The sequence below is a fragment of the Pectobacterium peruviense genome (genome assembly GCF_002847345.1).
GTDB lineage: Bacteria > Pseudomonadota > Gammaproteobacteria > Enterobacterales > Enterobacteriaceae > Pectobacterium > Pectobacterium peruviense.
Map to the genome: position 1 here is coordinate 53,844 of NZ_LXFV01000015.1, position 24,098 is coordinate 77,941.

Annotated in this window: 21 protein-coding genes; 6 read left to right on the forward strand and 15 right to left on the reverse strand. The window is 51.7% G+C overall.

The window, feature by feature from the left end; all coding sequences use genetic code 11:
• Positions 1 to 116 precede the first annotated feature (116 nt).
• From A0G03_RS12790 to A0G03_RS12830, 9 genes are all read right to left on the reverse strand, one after another.
• The gene (locus tag A0G03_RS12790) at positions 117 to 1,046 is read right to left on the reverse strand and encodes a lysozyme inhibitor LprI family protein (protein WP_048258206.1); all 930 of its coding nucleotides are present in this window, start codon (positions 1,044 to 1,046) and stop codon (positions 117 to 119) included.
• A 66-nt stretch (positions 1,047 to 1,112) separates the two neighbouring features.
• Positions 1,113 to 2,204, reverse strand: coding sequence for a fatty acid desaturase family protein (locus A0G03_RS12795; protein WP_048258205.1), 1,092 nt, complete (start codon positions 2,202 to 2,204; stop codon positions 1,113 to 1,115).
• Positions 2,204 to 3,343: a fatty acid desaturase family protein gene (locus tag A0G03_RS12800; RefSeq protein WP_048258204.1), complete on the reverse strand. Its 1,140-nt coding sequence runs from the start codon at positions 3,341 to 3,343 to the stop codon at positions 2,204 to 2,206. Before A0G03_RS12800 ends, A0G03_RS12795 begins: the two co-directional genes overlap by 1 nt.
• Complete coding sequence (locus A0G03_RS12805; protein WP_048258202.1) at positions 3,336 to 4,460, reverse strand: sterol desaturase family protein; 1,125 nt, start codon at positions 4,458 to 4,460, stop codon at positions 3,336 to 3,338. Before A0G03_RS12805 ends, A0G03_RS12800 begins: the two co-directional genes overlap by 8 nt.
• Before the next feature lie 4 nt (positions 4,461 to 4,464).
• Complete coding sequence (locus tag A0G03_RS12810) at positions 4,465 to 5,118, reverse strand: phosphatase PAP2 family protein (RefSeq protein WP_048258295.1); 654 nt, start codon at positions 5,116 to 5,118, stop codon at positions 4,465 to 4,467.
• The gene (locus A0G03_RS12815; protein WP_048258200.1) at positions 5,118 to 6,404 is read right to left on the reverse strand and encodes a F390 synthetase-related protein; all 1,287 of its coding nucleotides are present in this window, start codon (positions 6,402 to 6,404) and stop codon (positions 5,118 to 5,120) included. Before A0G03_RS12815 ends, A0G03_RS12810 begins: the two co-directional genes overlap by 1 nt.
• On the reverse strand, positions 6,401 to 7,207 hold the full coding sequence (locus tag A0G03_RS12820) for an MBL fold metallo-hydrolase (protein WP_048258198.1): 807 nt from the start codon (positions 7,205 to 7,207) through the stop codon (positions 6,401 to 6,403). Before A0G03_RS12820 ends, A0G03_RS12815 begins: the two co-directional genes overlap by 4 nt.
• Positions 7,200 to 8,228 carry an NAD-dependent epimerase/dehydratase family protein gene (locus A0G03_RS12825; protein WP_048258197.1) on the reverse strand — a complete coding sequence of 343 codons (1,029 nt, stop codon included), beginning with the start codon at positions 8,226 to 8,228 and terminating at the stop codon, positions 7,200 to 7,202. The genes A0G03_RS12820 and A0G03_RS12825 overlap by 8 nt, the downstream gene beginning before the upstream one ends.
• Positions 8,225 to 9,238, reverse strand: a complete 1,014-nt coding sequence (locus A0G03_RS12830) for a 3-oxoacyl-[acyl-carrier-protein] synthase III C-terminal domain-containing protein (RefSeq protein ID WP_048258195.1) — start codon at positions 9,236 to 9,238, stop codon at positions 8,225 to 8,227. Before A0G03_RS12830 ends, A0G03_RS12825 begins: the two co-directional genes overlap by 4 nt.
• 326 nt (positions 9,239 to 9,564) lie before the next feature.
• Between A0G03_RS12830 and A0G03_RS12835 the strand changes: the two genes are divergently transcribed.
• The 3 genes from A0G03_RS12835 to A0G03_RS12845 all read left to right on the forward strand — a co-directional run bounded on the left by A0G03_RS12835 (position 9,565) and on the right by A0G03_RS12845 (position 12,132).
• Positions 9,565 to 9,906, forward strand: a complete 342-nt coding sequence (locus A0G03_RS12835; RefSeq protein ID WP_048258194.1) for a GlpM family protein — start codon at positions 9,565 to 9,567, stop codon at positions 9,904 to 9,906.
• A gap of 29 nt (positions 9,907 to 9,935) precedes the next feature.
• Complete coding sequence (gene pemB, locus A0G03_RS12840; RefSeq protein WP_048258193.1) at positions 9,936 to 11,138, forward strand: pectinesterase PemB; 1,203 nt, start codon at positions 9,936 to 9,938, stop codon at positions 11,136 to 11,138.
• 265 nt (positions 11,139 to 11,403) lie between these two features.
• A complete protein-coding gene (locus tag A0G03_RS12845; RefSeq protein WP_048258192.1) occupies positions 11,404 to 12,132 on the forward strand; it encodes a helix-turn-helix transcriptional regulator in 729 nt (242 codons plus the stop codon).
• On the opposite strand, the gene carI is transcribed toward A0G03_RS12845, so the two are convergent.
• Positions 12,116 to 12,766 (reverse strand): acyl-homoserine-lactone synthase CarI, encoded by a 651-nt coding sequence (gene carI / locus A0G03_RS12850; protein ID WP_048258190.1) that lies wholly within the window; start codon positions 12,764 to 12,766, stop codon positions 12,116 to 12,118. The two genes, A0G03_RS12845 and carI, sit on opposite strands and share 17 nt — an antisense overlap.
• Before the next feature lie 268 nt (positions 12,767 to 13,034).
• Positions 13,035 to 14,381: an argininosuccinate synthase gene (argG, locus tag A0G03_RS12855; protein WP_048258188.1), complete on the reverse strand. Its 1,347-nt coding sequence runs from the start codon at positions 14,379 to 14,381 to the stop codon at positions 13,035 to 13,037.
• A 537-nt stretch (positions 14,382 to 14,918) separates the two neighbouring features.
• On the opposite strand from argG, the gene A0G03_RS12860 reads away from it, so the two are divergent.
• Positions 14,919 to 15,494 (forward strand): DJ-1/PfpI family protein, encoded by a 576-nt coding sequence (locus tag A0G03_RS12860; RefSeq protein ID WP_048258187.1) that lies wholly within the window; start codon positions 14,919 to 14,921, stop codon positions 15,492 to 15,494.
• A gap of 83 nt (positions 15,495 to 15,577) precedes the next feature.
• Here the strand turns inward: A0G03_RS12860 and xylR are convergent, their stop codons facing one another.
• From xylR to xylF, 4 genes are all read right to left on the reverse strand, one after another.
• A complete protein-coding gene (gene xylR / locus A0G03_RS12865) occupies positions 15,578 to 16,756 on the reverse strand; it encodes a D-xylose utilization transcriptional activator XylR (RefSeq protein WP_048258186.1) in 1,179 nt (392 codons plus the stop codon).
• Positions 16,757 to 16,890: 134 nt separating this feature from the next.
• Complete coding sequence (xylH, locus tag A0G03_RS12870) at positions 16,891 to 18,021, reverse strand: xylose ABC transporter permease XylH (protein WP_086935235.1); 1,131 nt, start codon at positions 18,019 to 18,021, stop codon at positions 16,891 to 16,893.
• A gap of 28 nt (positions 18,022 to 18,049) precedes the next feature.
• Positions 18,050 to 19,591, reverse strand: coding sequence for a xylose ABC transporter ATP-binding protein (locus A0G03_RS12875; RefSeq protein WP_048258185.1), 1,542 nt, complete (start codon positions 19,589 to 19,591; stop codon positions 18,050 to 18,052).
• 135 nt (positions 19,592 to 19,726) lie between these two features.
• Positions 19,727 to 20,722 (reverse strand): D-xylose ABC transporter substrate-binding protein, encoded by a 996-nt coding sequence (xylF, locus tag A0G03_RS12880; protein WP_048258294.1) that lies wholly within the window; start codon positions 20,720 to 20,722, stop codon positions 19,727 to 19,729.
• Between the two features lie 476 nt (positions 20,723 to 21,198).
• Between xylF and xylA the strand changes: the two genes are divergently transcribed.
• Positions 21,199 to 22,518, forward strand: a complete 1,320-nt coding sequence (gene xylA, locus A0G03_RS12885) for a xylose isomerase (RefSeq protein WP_048258183.1) — start codon at positions 21,199 to 21,201, stop codon at positions 22,516 to 22,518.
• Positions 22,519 to 22,584: 66 nt separating this feature from the next.
• The gene (gene xylB / locus A0G03_RS12890) at positions 22,585 to 24,039 is read left to right on the forward strand and encodes a xylulokinase (RefSeq protein ID WP_048258182.1); all 1,455 of its coding nucleotides are present in this window, start codon (positions 22,585 to 22,587) and stop codon (positions 24,037 to 24,039) included.
• Positions 24,040 to 24,098 lie beyond the last annotated feature (59 nt).

A 24,098-nucleotide genomic window follows, 5' to 3' on the forward strand; every position in this document is an offset into this window, starting at 1 on the left:
GTAACACTTTTGCAAAGTATCGGATAACACAGAGGAATAACGGCAGTGCGGGGATAAACGAGGCGGTAGCAGACGCCGTATTCAGCTACGGCATCTGTCTGTAAAGCAGGGAAATACTACTGTTCGTCGATTTTCACTATCTCTTCTTTCACTTTCCACTTGCCGCCCACCAGCTCGCGGGTTGTGGCGACCATTGCCTGTTTCTCTTCAGAATAGGCTTCCGTGGTTTCGACAATCAGGACCGGCTTATTATTGGCCATCTGGTAGGTGGACCACTGGTGCCAGCAGCAGCCGCTTTTGGTAAACGTCGTGAGAGTCTTACTTTTCTCATCGATATCGAACAGACCGAGGTTGGAACTGGCTAACTCGGTCAGCGGTGCATTCTGGGTGAACTGCTGCTTTTCCACATCAAACAGATACACATCGTAAGACGGCCCGCCATAAGCCCCGTTATTGCCATTGCGCAGCATGATGTCCGCGTGGTGATCGAAGTTAGCGTCATCAATCACCAGCCCGCTGTTGTTCTCGCCGTAGACCTCGACCAGATTCGCCGTCACTTCGCCCTTATTGTTCAGTTCAATGAACAGGTTTTCCATGGTGATACGCTGGAACAGATCACCACTCCCTTTCTTAAAAATATCCAGCGTGCCGGGGCCTTCGCAGGTTGAATAAGAGGAATCAAGATTGCACGTTGCGACGCTGAGAATAAAGTCCCACTGGCCTGATGCCTGCGTAATCACGGAGATATTTTCACTACCGGACAGCGCCTGAATACGGGAAACCATCTCATTCCCTAGACAAACGTCATCCTTACAGCGGTCACGTTCGGCCAGCCACGTGCGCTGCTCCTGACGCGCCTGCGCTTTGTCTGCTTTTTTCACGTAACCCTGATAGGCCTTGTTCAATACCGCATCGAGCTGCTGTAAGCGGCTGCTGGCGCAAATCATTTTCTCGGTGTCTGTGCTGGCCTTGCTGCAATCCATCGCCCAGACGGACGAGGTGAAAAAGAACAGCAGAGATGAAACGGCCAGAGATAAATAACGCATGAAGTATCGCTCCTTGAATACAGATAAAAATATAACATATTGATAAAAATGGATAACTGGCTATTTTTAGCGTCCTGTTCCCATTTTTTTAAGAAAGCGCTGCTGCTCAACCAAAATATCTTTCAGCGTAATGCACTGATACTCAATGCCATGACGCGGGGCAACGTCCGCAATAATTTTCGATAGCGCGGGATAGTGCCGGTGATTCCAGTTGGGGAAAAGATGGTGAGTCAGGTGCATATTGAGCTGCCCCAACCAGTAACCCAGCCATTCGGGCTGGGTAGTCCAATCTACCGTGGTGGAAAAGACGTGCTGGTAGCGACCATGCTTGAATAGGCCGTCTTCCGGTGCCTGATAGAACGTCCCTTTTGCCCAGTGTGACCCCAGAATCAGGACGACAAAAATCAGCGACGACAACATCTGGCTCAGCAGATAAACCAACAACAGCGAACCGACGCTGATGGGGGTCGGAGACAAAATCCAGTAGGGAATAACCAGCGCCAGCAGGGCATGCAGCACTTTGGATAACAGGAAAACACCCCAGCCCTTTGCACCCTGAAGCGTCATATTGCGCGTCACCTGTGTTTTCCCCGCGCGATCGAGCCAGTCAAAAAACCAGATGATGCAAGGGAAGGTCAGCGACGCCACCATTGGCCAGTAGTAGCGCTGAGCGCGCATAAAAAAGCGAAATCGATGGTAGGGTGATTGGCGCAAGACGCCGTTCTCTTCGATATCCAGATCGTAGTGCTGCACATTCACGTGCGCATGATGAAAAATTACATGCCGCACTCGCCAACAGTCGGAATCCATACCGAGCGGAATACTCACCACAATATTGAGCAGACGATTCGCCCACGGCCGCCGGAAAAAGACGTTATGGGACGCATCATGCACCACGTTCACCGCCAGAAACATGGCGGTAAAAATAAAGGCAAAGTAGCAGCCAGCAAAACCCAACAGCGTCGTTTGCTGGAGGCTGAAACCATAAAATGTCAGGCACAGCGCCACCAGAAACAGCATCTTGCCGATAAACCCCGCATTGGCAAAACGGTGATCGCCCGTCTCTGCCAGATACGCATTCGCCGCCTTCATCAACGCACGATGCAACGCCAGATCGCGACCTTGTTCATAACGTAGAGGTTTCAACGGTGCGAGCATCATTCTTCCTCTGATCGGGATTGCTCGGTACGTTGCGCAGTACGCCGATCGTAACCTTCACCCATCGATTTTAGAAACCGACGCTGGCTATCCAGCAGTTCACGATAGGTAATGCAGCGGTAATTCATACCATGCTCGGCGGCAATGCGCCGTAAAATGCCGGCTAGTGCAGGGTAATGGCGATGATGCCATCCTGGGAAAAGATGATGCGTCAGATGTAAATTCAGTCCTCCCGTCCAGTGCCCAAGCCAGCGCGGCGTCGGTAGCCAGTCACAGGCGGTCGCAAAGTTATGCTGATACCAGCCTTGAGGCATGGCCTCTGCATCCGCAACGGCATAAAACTCAGCCTCAGCCCAGTGCGTACCCAGCAGTAAAAACACCACCAATAGCGATGCCAACATTTGCCCGAACACGTAGCTTAACAGCACGATACCGGGGCTAATGCCGTGTGCGCCTCCCACCAAGATGGGAATAACCAGTACCAGCAAGATATGGCCGATTTTACTGCCGATAAAAATCAACCACCCACCTCGGCCTGATTGTGCTACGCGAGCGTTCACGGGCGTTTTACCCAAGCGATCGGCCCAATCAAAGATCCAGGCGATATAGGGGAGCGAGAACGCGGCCACCAGCGGCCAGTAAAGATGCTGATAACGCATGTAAGAGCGGTGGCGCTGAAAAGGCGTTTGTCGGAAAACACCATTCTCTTCCGTATCCAGATCGTAATGCTCCACATTCGGATAAAGATGGTGGAAGTCCACATGACGCCAACGCCAATAGTCAGGATCGATGCCTAATGGCAGCGTCACTATTCGCCCGACCACGCGGTTCAATGTTCGATTGCGGAAAAAAGTATTATGGGAGGCGTCATGATTAACGATGATATTCAATAACATCGACAACATGATGAAAGAAAAATAGCTCAGGAAGAATGCCCATGCTGCCTGCTGCACTAAGCAAAGCACATAACAGGTAATGCAGCCTAAAAAGAGTAATCCGGCCTTAACGAACTGGCCGGTATCGGCAAAGCGATGATCATGGTTCGCGCGGAGATAAGCCGACGTTTCCCGCTGTAGTGCTCGATGAAAAGCTTGTTCACCTTTCGCCGGATACCGCTTCTCAGGAAGCAAACTAGCCATTTTCATATCCTTCAGCAATCGGGCGCTGACCCCAGCCGACCGCCATCGCCAGCCCGTGCAGCGCCATCATCAGCATAGCTATTTTCCAGTAGAGCGCTTCCCAGCCCAGATAGACAAGAAACACGGCAGGAAACAACAGTACCACCAACAGCCAGACGTAAATGCCCCACCGTCGCCCTTCAGAAATACCACCCAGCGCGACCGCACCCGCCACCAGCAACAGGAAGAGCGCCGCCTGCGACAGGTTGGCGGAGTCATAGCCGTAGCCATACAGGTAGACATAGCCCACCACCAGCGCAAATAGCAGCATCGCCCCAGCGATTAACGCCATCGGCGTACAGTGAAACGTCGCCTGACGTGTACGGCGTACCGACAGTTTCAGATACGACAGAAAAGGTAGGTTACTGGCCAAGAACGGGTTTTTCGATGGTGCTTCTTTGCCTGCGCCGTAGCGGAAAGGCGTGTCGGGCAGCTGCGGACAAAAGCTGCCAAACAGCTTGTCCCAAAAAATGAAAGTGCCGCCGAAGTTCTTATCGGCGTAGGCACGGTCGTTCACGTGATGTACGCGATGGTGTGCGGGCGTCACCAGCACCTTTTCAAGCCAGCCCAGTTTGGGCGTCATCGCATTATGGTTAAAGAGTTGGACGCTGTAATGCAGGATGGAAACGGTGACGAACACGTACAGCGGAACGCCGAGCAGCGCCAGAATCAGGAAAAACGGAATCGAGGTCAGCGAGGAATACCAGGAATTACGCACGCCCAGCGACAGATTGAAATGCTCGCCCTGATGATGAACCACATGCACCGCCCACAGTACGCCAAAAGTATGGTGCAGGCGGTGTAGCCAATAAAAACCGAAATCCCAGGCGAGTAGCGCGAACAGCCACATCAGCACCGGCGGCCAGGTTTCCACCCAGCCAAAACTGAAATGCGCCGCGACATAGCCATAGCAAAAAATTTCCACGCTGCGAAAGAGCCACAGCATGATATGCCCTGAATTCAGGTTGAACACGACGTCATGCCAGTTCACCTTCTCTCGCTGCATCCACTGTAGAACCAGCGCTTCGCCAATCACCACAACCAGCATGAAGACTATCGGTAATGCTAAATCAATCATGAATTCATTCCTGATGGCGCTTATCGTTGGGCAGCGTCGATGGGGAAATAGCCTTCACCGTCTCTCGGCTACGTAGAAAGACCCATCCGACGATTCCCGCCAGCATCGCCCCGGTCACCAGATCGATGAACAGGTGTCGGCGCAGTTGCAGGATGGAAAAGGCAATCGCCGCACCCCATAGAAGATACAAGCCAGTTTTCACTTTCTGCTGACTATCGCTCATCGCCCACACCGCCAGAACCGTTAGCGCAATGTGCAGCGACGGCAGGCAGTTTTGCGGCGAATCGATACGCTGCAAAAGCTGTAGCAGACGGACGGAGAAATCGTCCCCGACGACTTGCGGATACACCATCGTCGTCGGAAAAGTTAGGTACACTGCGCCCGCAATCAACGCAGTAAGCTGCGTTGCCCGACGTAATCCAGCCAAACGCGTAATCGGGCAGGATAAGTAAGACAGCGGAATGATGATGAAAAAGGAAAGATACAGCCAGATAGCCGAGGCGCTAAAGGGAACCGATTCATCAACCATCGAAGGCGGTAACACGGTTCCCTGCCCCTGAAACTGCGCGCTCAGTTGATACACTACCCCGACCGATCCCCAGCCGAAGAGCAGCGCTTTCAGCCGTAGTAATAGCATCGTTCCTTGAGGAAATCGCATCATGCTTCCTCCTTCAGGCGGGTAATGCGTCTGCGCTTTTGCGTGAATTCTGGTGCGATCTCTCCAGCGGTTAACTGCCACCGTAGTTGCGGCGTATCAATCCCCTGTAACGCAAACTGCTGCGCCAGACTATCCCGGCAAGCTTCCAGTTCCGACAGACTACACGCAGCGGATAAATGCAGCGTCACTTCTCCCTGCTGTACCAGCCGGTAGTCGGCATGCAACGGCAGCGCATTGGCGATCACCCGGCTACAGAGATCCGCAAACACGGTTTGCGGTTCACCGCGGTTGTTCGGCAGCCGCAAGCTGTCATCGCTGCGCCCTTCGATACGGGCTATCGCCATCGTCACTCGGCCACACGCGCAGGGCGCTTTTTGCTTCACCAACACATCATCCAGCCGATAGCGCACAATCGGCTGCGTACTGCGGGTAAAATCGGTAATGACGGGCGTAAAGCGTTCGTCATCCAGCCACTGTGGTTCGATGTGAATAAATTCTTCGTTGAGGTGTAACGTGCCGTGCTCGCAGGTCGATGCCAAAAAGCCTTCCGTCGCCTGATACACTTCTCCAACCTGCCCAAAGACCTGCTGCAACAGCTGCTTATCCTGTGGCTCCAGCACCTCAGCCACGGAAATCACCTTTTTGACCGACAGGCGCAATTCACCGCGCTGTACAGCCAGCGCCAGCTCGCGCAGCACCTGTGCAGGGGCGACAATAATCGACGGCGACCACGTTTCCAGACGCGAAAAATGTTCGGCAAATGGCGCGAAGAGATCGTAAAACGATAGACTCAGCCAGCGATTATCGACGCTGTGATAGAGGTTGTTATCTGCCCGCAGAAATAGCGCCACACGTTCACCGGCGCGTAAACCGTCAGGCAGCATTTTCGCCAGCATGCCTCCGGCCCAAATCTGCTGTTCGCGTGGGCTGACGACAAACAGACCGCGCTGACCGGAAGTGCCGGACGACAGCCCGACGCTGAACCCGTTTACATTCGGCGTAAAGTCACGATCGTCCTCGCTACGACGCGCGCAGGCAAGAAGCTCGTCCCGCTTCAGTCCGGCGGTATTCATCCGATTGAATTCAGCCATCATCACGGCTTTATCCATCATCGGCCAGGATGTAATGGGTAGCTGGCAATAAGGACGAAAATAAGGACTACGCGCCAGCACTCGACGTGCAAAACGAGAAAGCTGACGCTGCTGATGGCGTTCAAGCGCCTGACGGGTACGAAAATTCAGGCGTCTGGCACGCAAATAGTGCCAGATCGTCATCAGCGGAATCATAGGTCGCCCTCGTGACACAGCCGAATCTCAACTTGCCCGTTCAGATGCAACTGATGCAGTTGATCCAGCGTGTGGTAATAGGCTTTTGGATCGTCCATCACCAGATTCGCCAAGCGCGACGGCCCGCGGCCTTCGCGATAGCTGTGCGGCGACCAGGCCGCATCGCTTGCCAACAGCACCCAGCCGTTTTCGGTCAGCACAAACGCACCGAGGTGCCCGACTGCATGGCCGGGCAACGGCACCAGCACGATCTCTTTGTCACTCCCCGGCAGCACATAACCTTGCGTAAACGGCGCAAGCGCCGCAGGCAGGTCGGTAAGCGGGAAGTTTTCGACAAACTGGAGTGACTGCTCAAAATGTTCAGGAATCAGCGCAGGCACAAACGCTCGCTTCAAGGCCGCGAAACCACGCAGATTCCGCGTCTGCTGCCAGCCTAGCGCCGAACAGATAAACGGCACAGTGGGGAAATCCCGCAGCCCTGCGATATGGTCGCCGTGAAAATGGGAAATAATCAGGCCGTCGATGTCGGCAGGTTGAATGCCCTGCGCGTTTAGTTGATGAATCAACGCGTCTTTGGTCTCGAAATGCACCGGCGTCATTCTACGGTACAGTTGAAACAGGCCGGAACGCGTCGCGTCGGTAAAATGCTGCGCATAACCGGTGTCCCACAGCCAGCGCTTGCCCTGACTTTCCAGCATCCAGACCCGCGCCGGAAAACGGCACACCTTCCATCCCGCACCGCGCAACGCCATGCAGCCCGGATGCAGGCAGTACCCTACTTCAAACGTCGAAATATTAGCCATGTCCGTTAGCACTCCGCTGTGCAAGGTGGGTATTGAACCAGTTACCGGTTAATTCGATGCCCTGCTGGAGGGAGAAACGCGGCTGATAGCCCAGCTCTTGCTGCGCTTTTTCCGCGCTGAGCGTCATATCGAAATTCACCGTTCCCGCACTGTAGCGTGTCAACAGCGGCTCTTTCCGGCTAAACCGCGATAACAGCTCCATTCCACCCGCCACCGCATGCAACAGCGGATACGGCACCGCTTTGACGCGATAATGCATCCCCAGTTGCCCGACCAGAAGTTGCGCAAGCATATCGGCAAGGTGTGCGGGTTCATGATTGGTGATGTTGTACGTCGAGCCAGAAACTAACCCCGCTCGCTGGCTGGCAAGCGCCATCGCTTCCACCACGTTGCCGACAAACGTCAGATCCAGCAGCGCCTCGCCGCCGCGCGGGAGCCGTAGCACACCGCCGCCCACCGCGATCTGCTCCAAAATGCGCGGCAGAATCACGCGGTCATGCGGACCAAACAGGCCACGCGGACGCAGGATCACATAGGTGGTTTGCGGATAGCGCGACGTCAGTGCATGAAGCCGTTCTTCCGCCAGAAATTTGGTCTGCGCGTAGTGATTGGCAAAGCGCGCTGCGTGGTAGCTTTCATCAATATTCAGGTGGTGCTGATAATCGAAGTAAATCGCAGGCGTGGAGATATGGACAAAACGTGGGATACCCAACTGTCCGGCAGCCTCAGCCAGTCGCGCCGTCACATCGGTATTATTCTGATAGAAGTCATCATATTGACCCCACGGCGATGATTTCGCCGCACAGTGCCAGACGACATCGCAGCCTGTCATCAGCGTTCGATACTGCTCTACCAACGTTTCGACCAAATCAATGCAGATAAACTGCGCACCCAGCATGTCAAGCTGTTGCCCCACCGTGCGATCGCGCCCGCAGGCCAGCACCTGATGTCCAGCCTGAATCAGCCATTCCACCGCGTTACGCCCCAGCCCGCTGGTTGCGCCAGTGACGAAGACCTTCATGGAATCAGTACCATCCCGCCCAGCGTCAACCCGGCAGCCGTACCGACCAACATCGCGGGTTCACCTTCAGGCAGGCGTTGCGTCACGATGGCATGGTGCAGCGCCGTCGGAATCGAGGCTGCGACCTGATTACCGTGATAGCGGTAAATATCAATCAATCTGTCTGTCGGAATCGCCAGCCGCTTACGCATATGCTCCAGCGACAGGTGGCTGGCCTGATGCGGAACCACCGCCGCCATCTGCTCTAGCGTGAAGCCACTTGCATCCAGCAGCCGTTGCAGATAGCCCTCAATCAAAGCAGAAGCCTGCCTGAATAGCCGTTTTCCCTGCATATGGAATAGAAAATCATGCAGTTCCATCCCCGCTCGCGGGTTACGCAACGTACCGCCTGCGCGGATCTGACACAGCTCATTGCCCTTCGGGTAGGTTTCCAGCAGACACGCAGCAATCCCGCTGCGACCGTCACCACGTTCGACAATGGCACAGGCGGCCCCATCGCCAAAAATCAGCGACGATTCTTCGTCATCCCAGTCAATGCCGCGTGAGGCCAGTTCGGTAGAGACAATGGCAATGCGCCGATAGGCGCCGGTATTTAACAACCCTGCGGCCACCTGAAGGGCGGAAATAAAGCTGACGCAGCTGCTGTTAATATCAAAACAGGCCGTCCCTTTTGGCAGGGACGATGCCTTTAATAAATGACTGGCGCTATAAGGCAGCGCCTGAATCGGAATCGCGGAAGCAAATAGCAGCAGATCGATTGACGCTGGTGGAATAACGCCTCGCGCCAGCGCGTCATTTAACGCCGCCACACCGAGTTCAGCCTGGCTGGCATGATTATCAGCATGGTGGCGATAGATAATTCCCGAACGGCTTTCGACATAGCCAGCAGGCTTATTTAATCGCACATCTAATTCAGCCGACGTCACCCGCTGCGCAGGAAGTGCGCTGCCAGTGGAAATAATCTTGAGAGGAACCAATCCCTTAGTAAATGCATGACTTTGCGTCTTCAATATCAATCCTTTTCAGATTCATTATCGTTTTACCCGTACCTACAGTGCCATATACCCTAAATAATTCGAGTTGCGTGAAGGCGGCAACCACGTGAATCCCCAGGAGCTTACACAAGTAAGTGACTGGGGTGAGTAAGGGCGGCCAACGCACAAGCAGCTCGAAGTATGACGGGTATCACGTACAGTATTTATTCATTCTGCTGCTAAGAATAACGAAATTGCCACGAATTGAAATCTCAAGCTGTGCGGTCACACTATTCTATACGGGTACTTTTTCGCTATTCTCTGTGCATTCACGATGCTTAATTAAGCCAGAACTTATACTTATGTCATTGTTTATCAAATCTGTTATCGGCGCACTGATCGTATTGCTCATCAGCGTATTGGCGAAAAGCCGAAATTATTATATTGCTGGGCTGGTGCCGCTATTTCCCACGTTCGCTCTGATCGCGCATTACATCGTGGGCACCGAGCGCGGGCTGGACGCACTACGTACCACCATCCTATTTGGCATCTGGTCCGTTATTCCCTATCTGGTTTATCTCATCTCACTTTATTACTTTACCGCGTGGATGAAATTGCCACAGGCGTTGCTCGCGGCGGTCGTGTGCTGGAGTGTGTCGGCAGCCTTGCTGGTCAAAATCTGGACGTGGTATCAGGGGAATTAGCGTCTGACTTCTTATCTTAGGATTGTGCAATGACAAAAACGACATATCCCGGCACGGTTTCTCGCCCTGTGCTCTCTGCGCAGGAAGCGGATCGCTTCACGCTCCCACACTATTTCACGCTGCGTGGGCACGATAACCAGACTGAGGCTGACGTCTGGCAACCCATGCCGATTGAGGTCGATCCAGCGACGCCTTGGGTTGTTGGGCCACAGGTCGGGGTCGATGGCGCAACACACGCCCATATCCAACAGGCAGTGAACGCCGCACTGCGCACGCAGCAGGATCGAACGCGTATTGATATTAAAGTGCTGCCAGGCACCTATATCGGCACGGTCTACCTCCCCGCCGATGCACCACCGCTCACGCTATTTGGGGCGGGAGAACAACCGGATGATGTGGTGATTCAACTCGCGCTGGATTCGATGTTCTCACCAGAAACCTACCGAGAAACGGTGAACCCGCACGGTGAATATCAGCCCGGCGATCCTGCCTGGTACCTGTACGATCTCTGTGCGTCAAAGCAGAACGCGACGATTGATACTATTTGTGCCGCCGTGGTCTGGTCGCAGAGCAACAATTTCCAGATGAAGAACCTGACGGTGGTCAATTCATTGCTCGATTCGGTAGATAGCCGCGCACATCAGGCCGTGGCGTTACGCACCGACGGCGATAAAGTGCAGCTTGAAAGGGTTCGTCTGATCGGGCGTCAGGATACGTTTTTCGTCAATACCAGCAATCGCCACAACGAGTACGTCACGGACCGCTACAGCCGCGTCTACATTAAAGACAGCTACATTGAGGGTGATGTTGATTATGTTTTTGGTCAGGCGACCGCGGTATTCGATCGCGTCCACTTTCATACCGTTTCCAGCCGTGGGGCAAAAGATATTCATGTTTTTGCACCTGACAGCATGCCGTGGGCGCAGTATGGTTTTTTGGCAGTGAAATGTCGCTTTACGGGTGACGAAGGCTTCAGCGGGGAAAGAAGGGCCAAACTGGGGCGCGCCTGGGATCAAGGGGCAAGGCAAACCGGATACCAGCCAGGTCTGACAGCAAACGGTCAGCTAGTGATTCGCGACAGCGCGATTGACGCTAGCTATGACAGGGAACAACCATGGGGAGCCGCGGCCACCAGCGCCAGACCCTTTACGGGTAACGCGGATTCGACCCGCAATCTGGACGATGTGCATTTCAATCGACTGTGGGAATACAACAATATTGATGGAGCATGATGTACAAAGAAAAACGGTACGATTGTAGATAAAAAAGCACCGTTTTTTATGACGTTATTGATGAAGTCAGCTGAATTAACATTCCCTGATGTTAGCTAATCATCAACAGAATTTAAATGCACATGAATTATGTTAATTACATCTTTGAACTTATCTTATAATTGTACGTTTTTTCACTCACGTATAACAATTAGACTTAGGTACAGGTGTGGGTATATACTTTTTCCATTACAGGGATGTTGATTCTTCAGACTGAGGTCATGAGATGTCGCCATTATTCACCGATAGTGAAATAATAAGCAGGGTAATCAAAAATCACTTCAATAAAAACCTGGATCACTACGACGGCGTAAAATTCTCATTTATGGTTCTCAATAAGAAGAACCCTTCTCAAATGATCATCATTTCCAGCTATCCTGATGAATGGGTTAATCTCTATAAAGAAAATAAATATCAGCACATTGATCCTGTTGTTCTTGCTTCGTTTAATAAAATATCACCTTTCTCTTGGGAGAAGAGTCTGGTTATTAATACTCGGCTACAGCTTGCCAAGATATTCGACCTCTCCAAAAAATATGACATTATCAACGGATATACTTTTGTGCTTCACGATCATGGTGAAAATCTGGCTATGCTATCTATTATCGTGGACAACTCGTATCCAGATGACGTTGAAAAATTCATTGAAGAGAAAAAAGACACCTTTCAGATGCTATTAATTGAGGCATATGAAAAAATCATCTCCCTTTGCAGAGAGATGATTGGAAATAAGAAACAATCACATAATAAAGAAATATTCTCTCAACGAGAAAATGAAATTCTTTACTGGGCCAGCATGGGTAAAACCTATCTGGAAGTGGCTATTATTCTCGGAATAAAAACCAGCACAGTAAAATTTCATATCGGCAACGTTGTGAAAAAACTTGGCGTCCTGAATGCCAAGCATGCCATAAGGCTCGGCGTTGAGTTACAGCTCATCAAGCCTGTGCAATAGCGGCAGGTACCCGTAAAGGCCACTGCTTCAATTCATTGCTCATAAATGTCCCACTGCGGTTAATACGACGAGCCAGCTCTTCCTGATTCTCATCATCAACAGGAAGGAAAACTAAATAGACTCTTTCTTCCTTTTCTGACAGACCTTGTTCAACTACACGAATTCCCCAGCCAGAACGTTTTAATATCGTCAGCATAGGATGACTCACTATCGTATATATTCCATCATAGCCTTTATCTCTTGAATAATTAATCATCGAAAGAAACAGCATCGAACTAATTGGGTATTCATTACCGAGAATATCTTTCGCTCGTGATTTATCCACAAAGAACCGACTCGATTCTAGATAATTCCCATCAGGAATATTCACCTCCTTGAAATAAGCGAAAAATGTTCCAGTAATCATGTTAGGGTATTTTGTTTCGATAAACCTCAAACTACAGATAACGGTGTTATCTTTTATGCCAAAAAGGTAAGTCGTGTTATTATTATCATACTGATCAAACTCCATTCCATCAGTACATTGCACGGCCCAATTCAGTCGATCTTTAAACGTCTCTTTTCTGAGGGTAAATAGCTCTTCTGATTTAGTTTCTGACAACAAGGTGTGATTTACATCAAATATCTCTAACATTTTTCCTCCATTGAAAAGTTAACACATAACCTCAAAAAACGATGCGCCATCCCGCAGAACCTTCGCCTTCAGATTATTATCCTGGCTGATTATTTATAAGTATTTTGTCCCTTTCCACGGCGGTTGTACAGATGCAATCTGCATTGTCAGCAAGAGTTCATACACGAAAAAACCTCGCAAAAGAATCGAATATAAACATCTGATAAACAGATAAAAAAAATCCGGAAGCGCGAGGCGATTCCGGATGTTTATATTATTCAATCTGGCGTTATTTCTCTGTTTTATCCTGCAATTGACCTACCTGCGGCAGGCCCGTGCTGGCAGAGGAAGAGAGCAAGCCCGTTTCAGCATAGTTAAACAGTTTTTCACGCGTGTCTGTGATGTCCAGATTGCGCATGGTCAGTTGGCCAATACGGTCATCTGGCGAGAAGACCGAGTCGCCTTTCTCCATGGTCAAACGTTCTGGCTTATAGGTCAGATTGTCAGACACGGTATTCATGATGGAGTAATCATTGCCACGACGCAGTTCCAGCGTAACCTCGCCGGTGATGGCACTGGCGATCCAGCGCTGAGAAGAATCACGCAGCATCAATGCCTGGGAATCAAACCAGCGTCCCTGATACAGGAAGCGACCCAGTTGACGGCCATTAGCATGGTATTGCTCGATGGTGTCTTCGTTGTGGATACCAGTGAGCAAACGCTCATAGGCAATGTGCAACAGTGCCATTCCCGGCGCTTCATAGATGCCGCGGCTTTTTGCTTCAATGATACGGTTTTCGATCTGATCGCTCATGCCCAGACCATGACGACCGCCGATGCGGTTCGCTTCCAGCATCAGTTCGACATCATCGGTAAAGGTCTTGCCGTTCAGCGCAACTGGGTGACCACGTTCAAAACGAATGGTCACTTCTTCTGCCGGAACCTTAACGTTCTCGTCCCAGAACTTCACGCCCATAATCGGGTTAACAATTTTGACGCTGGAGTTCAGGAATTCCAGATCCTTCGCTTCGTGCGTCGCACCCAGAATATTGGAATCGGTGGAATAGGCTTTCTCTGCCGACATTTTATAGCCGAACCCTGCCTGTGACATAAACTCAGACATCTCCTGACGGCCGCCCAGCTCATCAATGAAGTCGGTATCCAGCCACGGCTTGTAAATCTTCAGTTCAGCATTGGTCAGCAGGCCGTAACGATAGAAACGCTCGATATCGTTGCCTTTATAGGTGCTGCCGTCGCCCCAGATGTTTACACCGTCTTCTTTCATCGCTGCAACCAGCATCGTGCCGGTAACCGCACGGCCTAGCGGTGTGGTATTAAAATAGGTCACGCCCGCTGTCGTATTGTGGAATGCGCCACACTGAATCGCAGCGATACCTTCAGCAACTAGTTGCTTACGGCAATCGATAAGGCGAGCATTTTCTGCGCCGTATTCCATAGCACGACGTGGGATTTCATCGTAATCATCCTCGTCTGGTTGCCCCAGATTTGCGGTATACGCATAAGGAACCGCGCCTTTTTGACGCATCCAAAGCAGTGCAGCGCTGGTATCCAGACCACCCGAGAACGCAATACCAATACGCTGACCAACCGGAAGATGCTTGAGAATCGTTGTCATATATGTAATCCCTGCTCGAAAGATCTATGGTGATATACCCGTTATACTTCAAGCTGCATGTGCGTTGGCTTCTCTTACTCACCCCAGTCACTTACCGATGTAAGCTCCTGGGGACTCGTGCGATTGCCGCCTGCATGCAACTCGAATTATTAAGGGTATCAGCTTAGCCGCCACACCATTATGTTACGCCATACATTAATGAGCGTTCGTACCCTGTGTACATATCACATCAAACGGGCCAGTCGATGACCAATAATCGACACGCTCACAAATGCATATTTATGCAAAATAAGTGAGTGATAATTTAAACATCTTTTTGGCGGGACAGGAAGAGAAGAGTCATGGTTTCATGCAAAAAAATTCGTGGCGAATTCGCGACCAAGTTAGCAAGTATAGCGCCATCTTCTCTTTAAGCTAAGCAGCAAAAATCGTTTACGCGACCCACTCGACATTAATAAAACATCGTTTCATTTTTACGATATTTTTTTGCTATCCTCTTGCGGTTAACACCTTCCCTTGCATATTGCTGGAGATGCTATGTCTAAGAAAGTCGCCGTTCTGCTGGCTCCTGGGTTTGAAGAAGCAGAAGCGATTATGGTGATTGATGTACTGCACCGTATGAAGATAGAAGTCACCATGCTGTCCTGCTATGACAGACTGGAGCTGCACAGTTATCACAATATTCGCATGTTTGCCGACGCGCTGCTGGAAAGAAACCAGGACACGCTGTTTGATGCCGTGGTCATTCCCGGCGGCCCACAGGGAACGGTAAATCTTGCCGCAAACCCGATGGTTGTCGAGTTTATCCGTCGCCATGACGACGCGGGAAAATTGATCTGCCCACTGTGCTCCGCAGCCGCACGCGTACTGGGTGGTAACCAGCTGCTGAAAGGCCGTCGCTACGTCTGTTCTGGGGATTTATGGCAGGACGTGACCGATGGCGTTTATGTTAACGAGAAAGTCGTCGAAGACGGCAATCTGATCAGCGGTAAGGGACTGGGCGTGTCATTCGATTTTGCCTTTACCATCGCCACCCGCCTGACCGGCGACAAAGAAAACGCCAACTTCCAGGTTGAACACATCGATTACGATTACTGGCGCGTGCCAGCGTAACCGTTCACCAGCCTAATGATAAGGCGCGCACACTCGCGCCTTCCTGCATGATCTGCCCGTATGACCTTCTTTTATGGATAATCTTAATAACCTTCCCCATAGCGCTCGCGATACTCTTTCGGCGTGATGTCATACCCTTTCTTAAAAACGGCATAAAAATAGGGCAGCGAAGGATAGCCGCACATCAGCGAAATTTCACCAATCGAGAGCGAGGTCGAGATCAGCAAGTTGCGCGCCCGATCTAATTTTTCCGCGTGAATCACACCGTGAATCGTCTGGCCTACCTCATCTTTGAAGCGTTTTTCCAGATTCGAGCGGGAAATCCCCACAGCATCCAGCACTTGTTCGACCTTAATCCCTTTACAGGCGTGATAACGGATAAAGTGCATCGCCTGAATAACAGCAGGATCGTGCACAGAGCGATAGTCCGTTGAGCGGCGTTCAACCACTCGAACCGGTGGCACAAGAATCCGTTGCAGCGGCAAAGCCCCCTGATTCAGCAACAGCTGATGCAGCAGCTTCGCGGCGCGGTATCCCATCTGACGCGTGCCTTGCGCCACCGACGAGAGCGCGACGCGTGACAGGTAGCGAATCAGATCTTCGTTATCGATCCCAATAACACACAGCTTTTCTGGTACGGCAATATTCAGATGTTCGCAGACCTGCAACAGATGACGGGCACGGGAATCCGTCACCGCGATAATTCCCGTCTGCGGCGGCAACCCCTGCACCCAATCAGCCAGCCTATTTTGCGCGTATTGCCAGTTATCCGGCGAAGTTTCCATTCCCTGATACACCACGCCCTGATACTTTTCTGCCGCAACCAACTGCCGGAAAGCGTGCTCCCGCTCCTGCGCCCAGCCTTTCCCGCCCGATGCAGGCAGACCATAAAAAGCAAAGCGGTTCAGACCTTTCTCTTTAAGGTGCATAAACGCGCTTTCCACCAGTGCATAATTATCTGTCGCGATATAGTGCACAGGCGGGTAATCCTCCGGCTGATGGTAGGAACCGCCAACGCCTACCAACGGAACGTTCACATCCTGTAGTAGCCGTTTGATCTCGCCATCGTCAAAATCAGCAATCACGCCATCACCCAGCCACTCTTTGATGTTATCAATCCGGCAACGAAAATCCTCTTCGATGAAGATGTCCCAGTCGCACTGAGAAGCCTGTAAATATTCACCAACTCCTTCAACCACCTGGCGGTCATACACTTTATTGGCGTTGAACAACAGCGTGATGCGATAGCGTTTCTCAAACATGGTAGTCGGCGCTCATTAATCGCAAGTTCCTTGAATAAAATCCTCTTTCTTGAATAGCACAGCGCCCCCAGAGGCCAAAATAATTTGCTGATTATTGCGAGCCGTCACGTGTTTCCTCGACTAACCCAACCATGTCATACGCGCCGCTTAGTAGCGGTATCCATCCACACCGCCAAGAGCAGGATTCCGCCTTTCACGACGTATTGCCAGAACGTCGGCACATCCAACATGCTCATTCCGTTATCCAGCGACGCCATGATAAATGCCCCCATCACCGCACCCGCCACGCTACCAATACCGCCTGCCAGACTGGTTCCACCAATCACGCAGGCCGCAATCGCATCCAGCTCAGCAATATTCCCGGCAGATGGCGACCCCGCCCCCAGTCGTGAACTGAGAATCAGCCCGGCGACCGCGACCATCAGGCCGTTAATGGCGAACACCGCCATTTTGGTGCGTTCGACGTTCACTCCCGATAAGCGAGCCGCATCGATATTCCCGCCCACGGCATAGATACGGCGGCCAAACGCGGTTCGCGTCGCCAGAAAAATACCGCCCAGCATCAACAGCGTCAGCACCAGAACCGGCGTTGGCACGCCACGATAGTCATTCAGCAGATAGATCGCCCCCAGTACGACCAGCGCCGTCACTGTCTGGCGGCCGACATCCCCTGCGGGTGGATTGATCGGTAACCCTAACCGAGCACGGCTACTACGCCGACGCCACTGCCAACCAATAAACACCATCAGCCCGATAGCACCGAACATAAAACCGATACCAGAAGGCAGATAGCTCTGCCCAATCTGCGACATCGCCTCGCTGGTCGGGGAAACCGTTGTCCCATTGGTAATACCAATCAGAATGCCGCGAAAAGCCAGCATCCCCGCCAGTGTCACGATAAAAGAAGGGACTTTCCGGTAGGCGACCCACCAGCCGTTCCATGCGCCAAGCAATAATCCCAGTGCGAGCGTCACAACAATGGTCAACGGCAAAGGCCAGCCAAACCAGACATCAAAAATAGCCGCCGCACCACCCAATAACCCCATCATCGATCCGACCGACAGATCGATCTCGGCGGAAATAATGACGAACACCATACCGACGGCCAGAATGCCAGTAATTGCCGTTTGCCTCAGCAGGTTGGAAAGATTACGCGCGCTGAGGTACGCCCCATCGGTCATGTAGGTGAAAAAGAGCATGATGGCGATGATGGCCGCAATCATCACGTAGACCTGAAGATTGATGCTTTTCAGCCGTTGCAGCATCGAGACAGATCCGGCGACATGTTGTTGTTCAGACTGCGATGTTTTCAGCACGATGTTCACTCCTCAATGCAGCTTCCATAACCTGTTCCTGGGTTAAATCACGATTGATCAAATCCGCTTTGATACGCCCCTGATGCATCACCAACACCCGATCGCTCAACCCCAGCACCTCAGGCAATTCTGAAGAAATCACGATGACGGCAATATGCTGTTTTACCAGCGCATTGATGAGCTTATAGATTTCATATTTGGCACCGATATCAATGCCACGCGTGGGTTCATCAAGGATGAGAATACGGGGGTTCAGCAGCAGGCATTTTGCTAGCACCGCTTTTTGCTGGTTGCCGCCGCTTAACCGAGCAATCGCCAGCTCTGGGCTGGAGGTTTTCACTTTCAGATTCGCTAACGATTGCCGGATGATGTCCTGCTCACGGGCATCATCCAGCGTGGAAAGTGCCCCTGTGAATTGATCGAGCGCAGCCAGCGTCATATTCTGCGCTACGCTCATCACCGGGACGATGCCGTCCTTCTTACGATCCTCAGGCACCATTGCAATTCCCTGTGCCATCGCCTGCTGGCAGTTGCTGATAGTCACCTGCTTGCCGTCAACAAATATGTCGCCCTGCCAGCGGCCGTGATAGGCACCAAACAGACACTGCACCGTCTCCGTACGCCCTGACCCAACCAGCCCGGCAATACCCAGAATTTCACCTCGGTGCAGAGCAAACGACACATCATCCACCCGACGAATATGGCGATTCACGGGGTGCCAGGCGGTAAGGTGTTCCACGCGCAGCACCTCTTCACCAATGACATGCGGCTCATTGGGATAAAGCTCTGTCAGTTCACGCCCTACCATCATGGCAATGATCTGATCCTCACTCAGCTCAGCCGCCGGACGCGTACCAATATGCTTCCCGTCGCGAATCACACAAATCACATCGGAAATCGCTTTAACTTCGTTGAGCTTGTGAGAAATATAGATACAGGCGATGCCGTGATCGCGCAGATCCTGAATGATCTCCAGCAAGATGCCCGTTTCCCGTTCGGTCAATGAGGCCGTTGGCTCATCCAGCACCAACAGACGCACCTGCTTGTTCAGCGCCTTGGCGATTTCCACCAGTTGCTGCTGACCCAATCCAAGCTCCCCCACTTTGGTATTCGGGTCGACGGCCAGCTTGACCTGCTCCAACATGCGCTGGCAGCGTAGATACATATTGTCGTAATCCATCACGCCAAAACGCGTCCACTCATTACCCAGAAACATGTTCTCCAGCACCGTCATCTCTTTCACCAGCGCCAGTTCCTGATGAATAATCGCGATGCCTTTTTGCTCCGTATCACGGATATGGTTGGCACGCAGTTCATCACCGGAAAAGATAATCTGCCCGTCATAGCTACCATGTGGATAGATGGCACATAACACCTTCATTAAGGTGGATTTCCCTGAGCCATTCTCGCCGCACAGCGACAAGACCTGACCAGCCTCCAGCGTCAGGCTGACGTTATCGACGGCTTTCACCGTACCAAACGCCTTCGTGATGTTTTTCATTTCCAACAGATGCGGCATCGTAGCCTCCGTGATTCAGGTGTATCAGACCTCGTCAGCGACAGTGGCGAGCCACAACGTCATGTCGTGGCTCAGTGACCTCTTTCCTACATCCTGAAACTCGAATTATTTGGAGTGTATTGGCTGCGGAGCGCGTTAATACACATCCGCTTTTTTGTGGAAACCATCAGCAATGACGGTGGAATCGATATTGGATTTATCGACGGGAATCGGGGTCAGTAAGAAGGAAGGAATGTCTTTCAACCCATTGTTTAGTTTAGCGTTAGACTCCGGTGCTTTACCTGAGCCAAGCGCCACAGCGATATCTGCGGCATCTTTTGCCAGCTTGCTGATCGGTTTATAGACCGTCATGGTTTGCGTCCCAGCCACAATGCGTTTGATTGCCGCCAGATCGGCATCCTGACCGGAAATAGCCACTTTTCCTGCTAATCCTTGTGCAGCCAGCGCCTGAATCGCCCCGCCCGCCGTGGCATCGTTCGACGCAACAACAGCATCAATCTTATTGCTGTTCGCCGTTAGCGCATTTTCCATAATTTTTAGCGCGTTCTCTGGTAGCCAGGCATCAACCCACTGATCGCCAACCACCTTGATTTTTCCGCTCTCAATCAGCGGCGTGAGTACCTTCATTTGCCCCTGACGAAACAGCTTCGCATTATTATCGACGGGTGAGCCGCCCATTAAGAAATAGTTGCCACCGGGAACCTTATCGACCAGATATTTCGCCTGTAGCTCTCCAACCTTTTCATTATCAAATGAAATATAAAAATCCACATCCGCATTATTAATCATGCGATCGTAAGCAAGAACTTTTATTCCCTCACGTTTTGCTTCTGCAATAACGTTACCAAGTACCTGACCGTTATAAGGAATAATAACTAATACATCGACACCGCGATTGATCATATTTTCTATTTGAGAGATTTGCGTAGCTTCATTGCCGTTTGCTGATTGAACAAAAACATCAGCGCCCTGCTTTTTGGCTTGCTCAACAAAAAGATCGCGATCTTTCTGCCAGCGTTCAAGGCGCAAATCATCAATCGCCATACCTATTTTAACGTCCTTCGCGAATCCGGGCTGACAAGCTAAAGTGAATACGGCACAAGCTGAGAGTAAAAAATGTTTAACTTTCATCATAGCGTACCTTTTTATTTAAAATGCAGGGCTATACCCTAAATAATTCGAGCTACAGGAAGGCGGCAAGAGAGAGAGTCCCGATGAGCTTACACAAGTAAGTGATTCGGGTGACTGAACGCGGCCAACGCACATGTAACTTGAAGTATGACGGGTATGAGGTCTCCAATAGCCAGCTGAGTATTGTCGCTAAATATCACTCCATCAATTACAGATTTTTATCCTCCAATTATGTTTTTTGGTTTAATTTCCATTTTTTGATGCGGGTCATATTTTATTGTCGAGTCACATTCTCACGTTGTTACACATTGCGAAGCGTATTCAGGTTAAAACGCCGTTATTTTTGCGACACAGCGCACATTTAATAATTCTCTGAATTTCAGTGTGAAATAACGTAATTGAGGAAACGTTCATCCACTCCGAAAATTAATCCCATTCCCGTCTCTTCCGTCTGGGTGGTTTCTAAGGAGTTAACGATGCAAGCCTATTTTGAACAGATCGAAAAAGTCCGTTATGAAGGTAGCCAAAGCAACAATCCCTTCGCTTTTCGTCATTACAATCCCGATCAGGAGATTCTCGGTAAACGTATGGCGGACCATTTACGTTTTGCCGTCGCGTATTGGCACACGTTCTGCTGGAACGGCGCGGATATGTTCGGTGTAGGCTCCTTTGCTCGGCCGTGGCAGCAGTCAGGCGACGCGCTGGAGCTGGCGAAGCGCAAAGCTGATATCGCATTCGAATTTTTTCAAAAGCTAAGCGTGCCTTACTACTGCTTTCATGATGTCGATGTCGCGCCGGAAGGGAACTCGCTGAAAGAGTATCTGCATAATTTTGCGGTCATCACCGATGTGCTGGCGGAAAAGCAGCAGGCTAGTGGTGTGAAGCTACTGTGGGGCACGGCTAACTGCTTCACCAATCCTCGCTATGGCGCAGGTGCGGCCACCAGTCCTGACCCAGATGTTTTTGCCTGGGCGGCTACGCAGGTGTTCACGGCAATGAACGCGACCAAAAAACTGGGCGGTGAAAACTATGTACTGTGGGGCGGGCGTGAAGGGTATGAAACCCTGCTCAATACCGACCTGCGTCAGGAGCGTGAGCAAATCGGTCGCTTTATGCAAATGGTCGTCGAGCATAAACACAAAATCGGTTTTCAGGGCACGCTGCTCATTGAACCGAAGCCACAGGAGCCGACCAAACACCAGTACGATTACGATGTCGCCACTGTTTATGGCTTCCTGAAACAGTTTGGGCTGGAAAAAGAGATTAAAGTCAACGTGGAAGCCAACCACGCGACGCTCGCTGGACATTCATTCCACCATGAAATCGCCACGGCTGTCGCGCTGGGCGTTTTCGGATCAGTCGATGCCAATCGCGGTGACCCTCAACTCGGCTGGGACACCGATCAGTTCCCTAACAGCGTGGAAGAGAACGCGCTGATCATGTATGAAATTCTCAAGGCAGGCGGCTTCACAACGGGCGGTCTAAATTTTGATGCCAAAGTTCGTCGCCAGAGCACCGATCGCTATGACCTTTTCCATGCTCATATCGGCGCGATGGATACGATGGCACTGGCGCTCAAGGCGGCTGCCAGAATGATTGAAGATGATAAGCTCAATCAGCTTGTTGCTAAACGCTATGCAGGCTGGAACGGAGAGCTGGGTCAGCAAATTCTGCAAGGTAACGCGTCGTTGGAATCGCTCGCCCACTATGCGGAAAGCCACCAACTGGCACCACAGCACCAGAGCGGCCAGCAGGAATTGCTGGAAAATCTGGTTAACCGCCACCTATTTGGCTAAAACGGTACGCATGCCTGCTACGGCAGGTTAAAAAACTGCCGTAGAACGAGGTTATCAGGAGCGACTATGTATATCGGTATTGATCTGGGTACTTCTGGTGTTAAAGCCATCCTGCTGGATGAAACAGGAGAGGTGATCGCCAGCCATAACGCCGCGCTGAGCATTTCTCGTCCGCATCCGCTTTGGTCGGAGCAAGCGCCTGAGGACTGGTGGCAGGCAACGGACCAAGCGCTACAAGCATTGGCAGCAACACACAGCCTTCGCGCCGTGAAAGCGCTGGGGTTGACCGGGCAAATGCACGGGGCGACCTTGCTGGATGCCCACCAGAACGTTCTGCGACCTGCGATCCTTTGGAATGACGGACGTAGCGCGGCGCAATGCCGAACGCTGGAACAGTTGGTGCCTACATCACGTCAGATTACCGGCAACCTGATGATGCCGGGCTTTACTGCTCCCAAACTAAAATGGGTGCAGGAAAACGAAAGCGATATCTTTCGCCAAATCGACAAGGTTCTGCTGCCAAAAGACTATCTCCGCTGGCGTCTGACAGGGGAATTTGCCAGCGATATGTCCGATGCGGCAGGAACCCTTTGGCTGGACGTCGCCAAACGAGACTGGAGTGACGCTCTATTGGAAGCCTGCTCGCTGACTCGTGAACACATGCCCACACTGTATGAAGGTAGCCAAATTACCGGTTATCTGCGGCCTGACATCGCCAGTCGCTGGGGTATGGATACCATCCCCGTTATTGCTGGCGGTGGAGATAACGCAGCAGGCGCGATTGGCGTCGGGCTGTATCAAACCGGTCAGGCGATGCTGTCTCTCGGTACATCCGGTGTTTACTTTGCCGTCAGCGACGGCTTTCTTAGCAACCCGCAGCATGCCGTCCACAGCTTCTGCCATGCACTGCCACATACCTGGCACCTGATGTCCGTGATGTTAAGCGCGGCGTCCTGTCTGGATTGGGTCGCCCGCCTAACACACGCCGAGAGCGTGCCCGCCCTGTTGCAGGAAGTCGCCTCAATGCCAGCCGATGACACGATAACGCCAGTATGGTTTTTGCCCTATCTTTCTGGCGAACGTACGCCGCACAATAATCCCGATGCTAAAGGCGCATTCTGGGGGCTGACCCACCAGCATGGTCGCGTAGAGCTGGCAAAAGCGGTACTGGAAGGCGTGGGATTTGCACTTGCTGACGGGATGGACGCGCTGCACATGACTGGGCTGAAGCCCGATAGCATCACGCTAATTGGTGGTGGTGCACGTAGCGCCTATTGGCGGCAAATGTTGGCAGATATCAGTGGGCAAACTCTGGAATACCGCACGGGAGGCGATGTCGGCCCAGCGCTAGGTGCTGCCCGTCTGGCACAAATCGCTATGCATCCCCATACGCCACTGGCAGAACTCTTGCCGCCGCTACCGTTGGAGCAGGTCCATCAGCCGAATATCCAGCGCCACGCCGACTATGCCGAGCGTAGGCGTATATTTACGGCACTCTACCAAAGCTTATACTCTAAATAATTCGAGTTTCAGGAAGGCGGCAAGGGAAGGAATCCCGATGAGCTTACAAAAGTAAGTGA

What these genes read in the sequence shown, in the direction of transcription:
- A0G03_RS12790 (WP_048258206.1), bottom strand. Translation starts at nt 1,046, where the DNA reads ATGCGTTATTTATCTCTGGCCGTTTCATCTCTGCTGTTCTTTTTCACC.
- A0G03_RS12795 (WP_048258205.1), bottom strand. Translation starts at nt 2,204, where the DNA reads ATGCTCGCACCGTTGAAACCTCTACGTTATGAACAAGGTCGCGATCTG.
- A0G03_RS12800 (WP_048258204.1), bottom strand. Translation starts at nt 3,343, where the DNA reads ATGGCTAGTTTGCTTCCTGAGAAGCGGTATCCGGCGAAAGGTGAACAA.
- A0G03_RS12805 (WP_048258202.1), bottom strand. Translation starts at nt 4,460, where the DNA reads ATGATTGATTTAGCATTACCGATAGTCTTCATGCTGGTTGTGGTGATT.
- A0G03_RS12810 (WP_048258295.1), bottom strand. Translation starts at nt 5,118, where the DNA reads ATGCGATTTCCTCAAGGAACGATGCTATTACTACGGCTGAAAGCGCTG.
- A0G03_RS12815 (WP_048258200.1), bottom strand. Translation starts at nt 6,404, where the DNA reads ATGATTCCGCTGATGACGATCTGGCACTATTTGCGTGCCAGACGCCTG.
- A0G03_RS12820 (WP_048258198.1), bottom strand. Translation starts at nt 7,207, where the DNA reads ATGGCTAATATTTCGACGTTTGAAGTAGGGTACTGCCTGCATCCGGGC.
- A0G03_RS12825 (WP_048258197.1), bottom strand. Translation starts at nt 8,228, where the DNA reads ATGAAGGTCTTCGTCACTGGCGCAACCAGCGGGCTGGGGCGTAACGCG.
- A0G03_RS12835 (WP_048258194.1), top strand. Translation starts at nt 9,565, where the DNA reads ATGTCATTGTTTATCAAATCTGTTATCGGCGCACTGATCGTATTGCTC.
- pemB (WP_048258193.1), top strand. Translation starts at nt 9,936, where the DNA reads ATGACAAAAACGACATATCCCGGCACGGTTTCTCGCCCTGTGCTCTCT.
- A0G03_RS12845 (WP_048258192.1), top strand. Translation starts at nt 11,404, where the DNA reads ATGTCGCCATTATTCACCGATAGTGAAATAATAAGCAGGGTAATCAAA.
- carI (WP_048258190.1), bottom strand. Translation starts at nt 12,766, where the DNA reads ATGTTAGAGATATTTGATGTAAATCACACCTTGTTGTCAGAAACTAAA.
- argG (WP_048258188.1), bottom strand. Translation starts at nt 14,381, where the DNA reads ATGACAACGATTCTCAAGCATCTTCCGGTTGGTCAGCGTATTGGTATT.
- A0G03_RS12860 (WP_048258187.1), top strand. Translation starts at nt 14,919, where the DNA reads ATGTCTAAGAAAGTCGCCGTTCTGCTGGCTCCTGGGTTTGAAGAAGCA.
- xylR (WP_048258186.1), bottom strand. Translation starts at nt 16,756, where the DNA reads ATGTTTGAGAAACGCTATCGCATCACGCTGTTGTTCAACGCCAATAAA.
- xylH (WP_086935235.1), bottom strand. Translation starts at nt 18,021, where the DNA reads ATGCTGCAACGGCTGAAAAGCATCAATCTTCAGGTCTACGTGATGATT.
- A0G03_RS12875 (WP_048258185.1), bottom strand. Translation starts at nt 19,591, where the DNA reads ATGCCGCATCTGTTGGAAATGAAAAACATCACGAAGGCGTTTGGTACG.
- xylF (WP_048258294.1), bottom strand. Translation starts at nt 20,722, where the DNA reads ATGAAAGTTAAACATTTTTTACTCTCAGCTTGTGCCGTATTCACTTTA.
- xylA (WP_048258183.1), top strand. Translation starts at nt 21,199, where the DNA reads ATGCAAGCCTATTTTGAACAGATCGAAAAAGTCCGTTATGAAGGTAGC.
- xylB (WP_048258182.1), top strand. Translation starts at nt 22,585, where the DNA reads ATGTATATCGGTATTGATCTGGGTACTTCTGGTGTTAAAGCCATCCTG.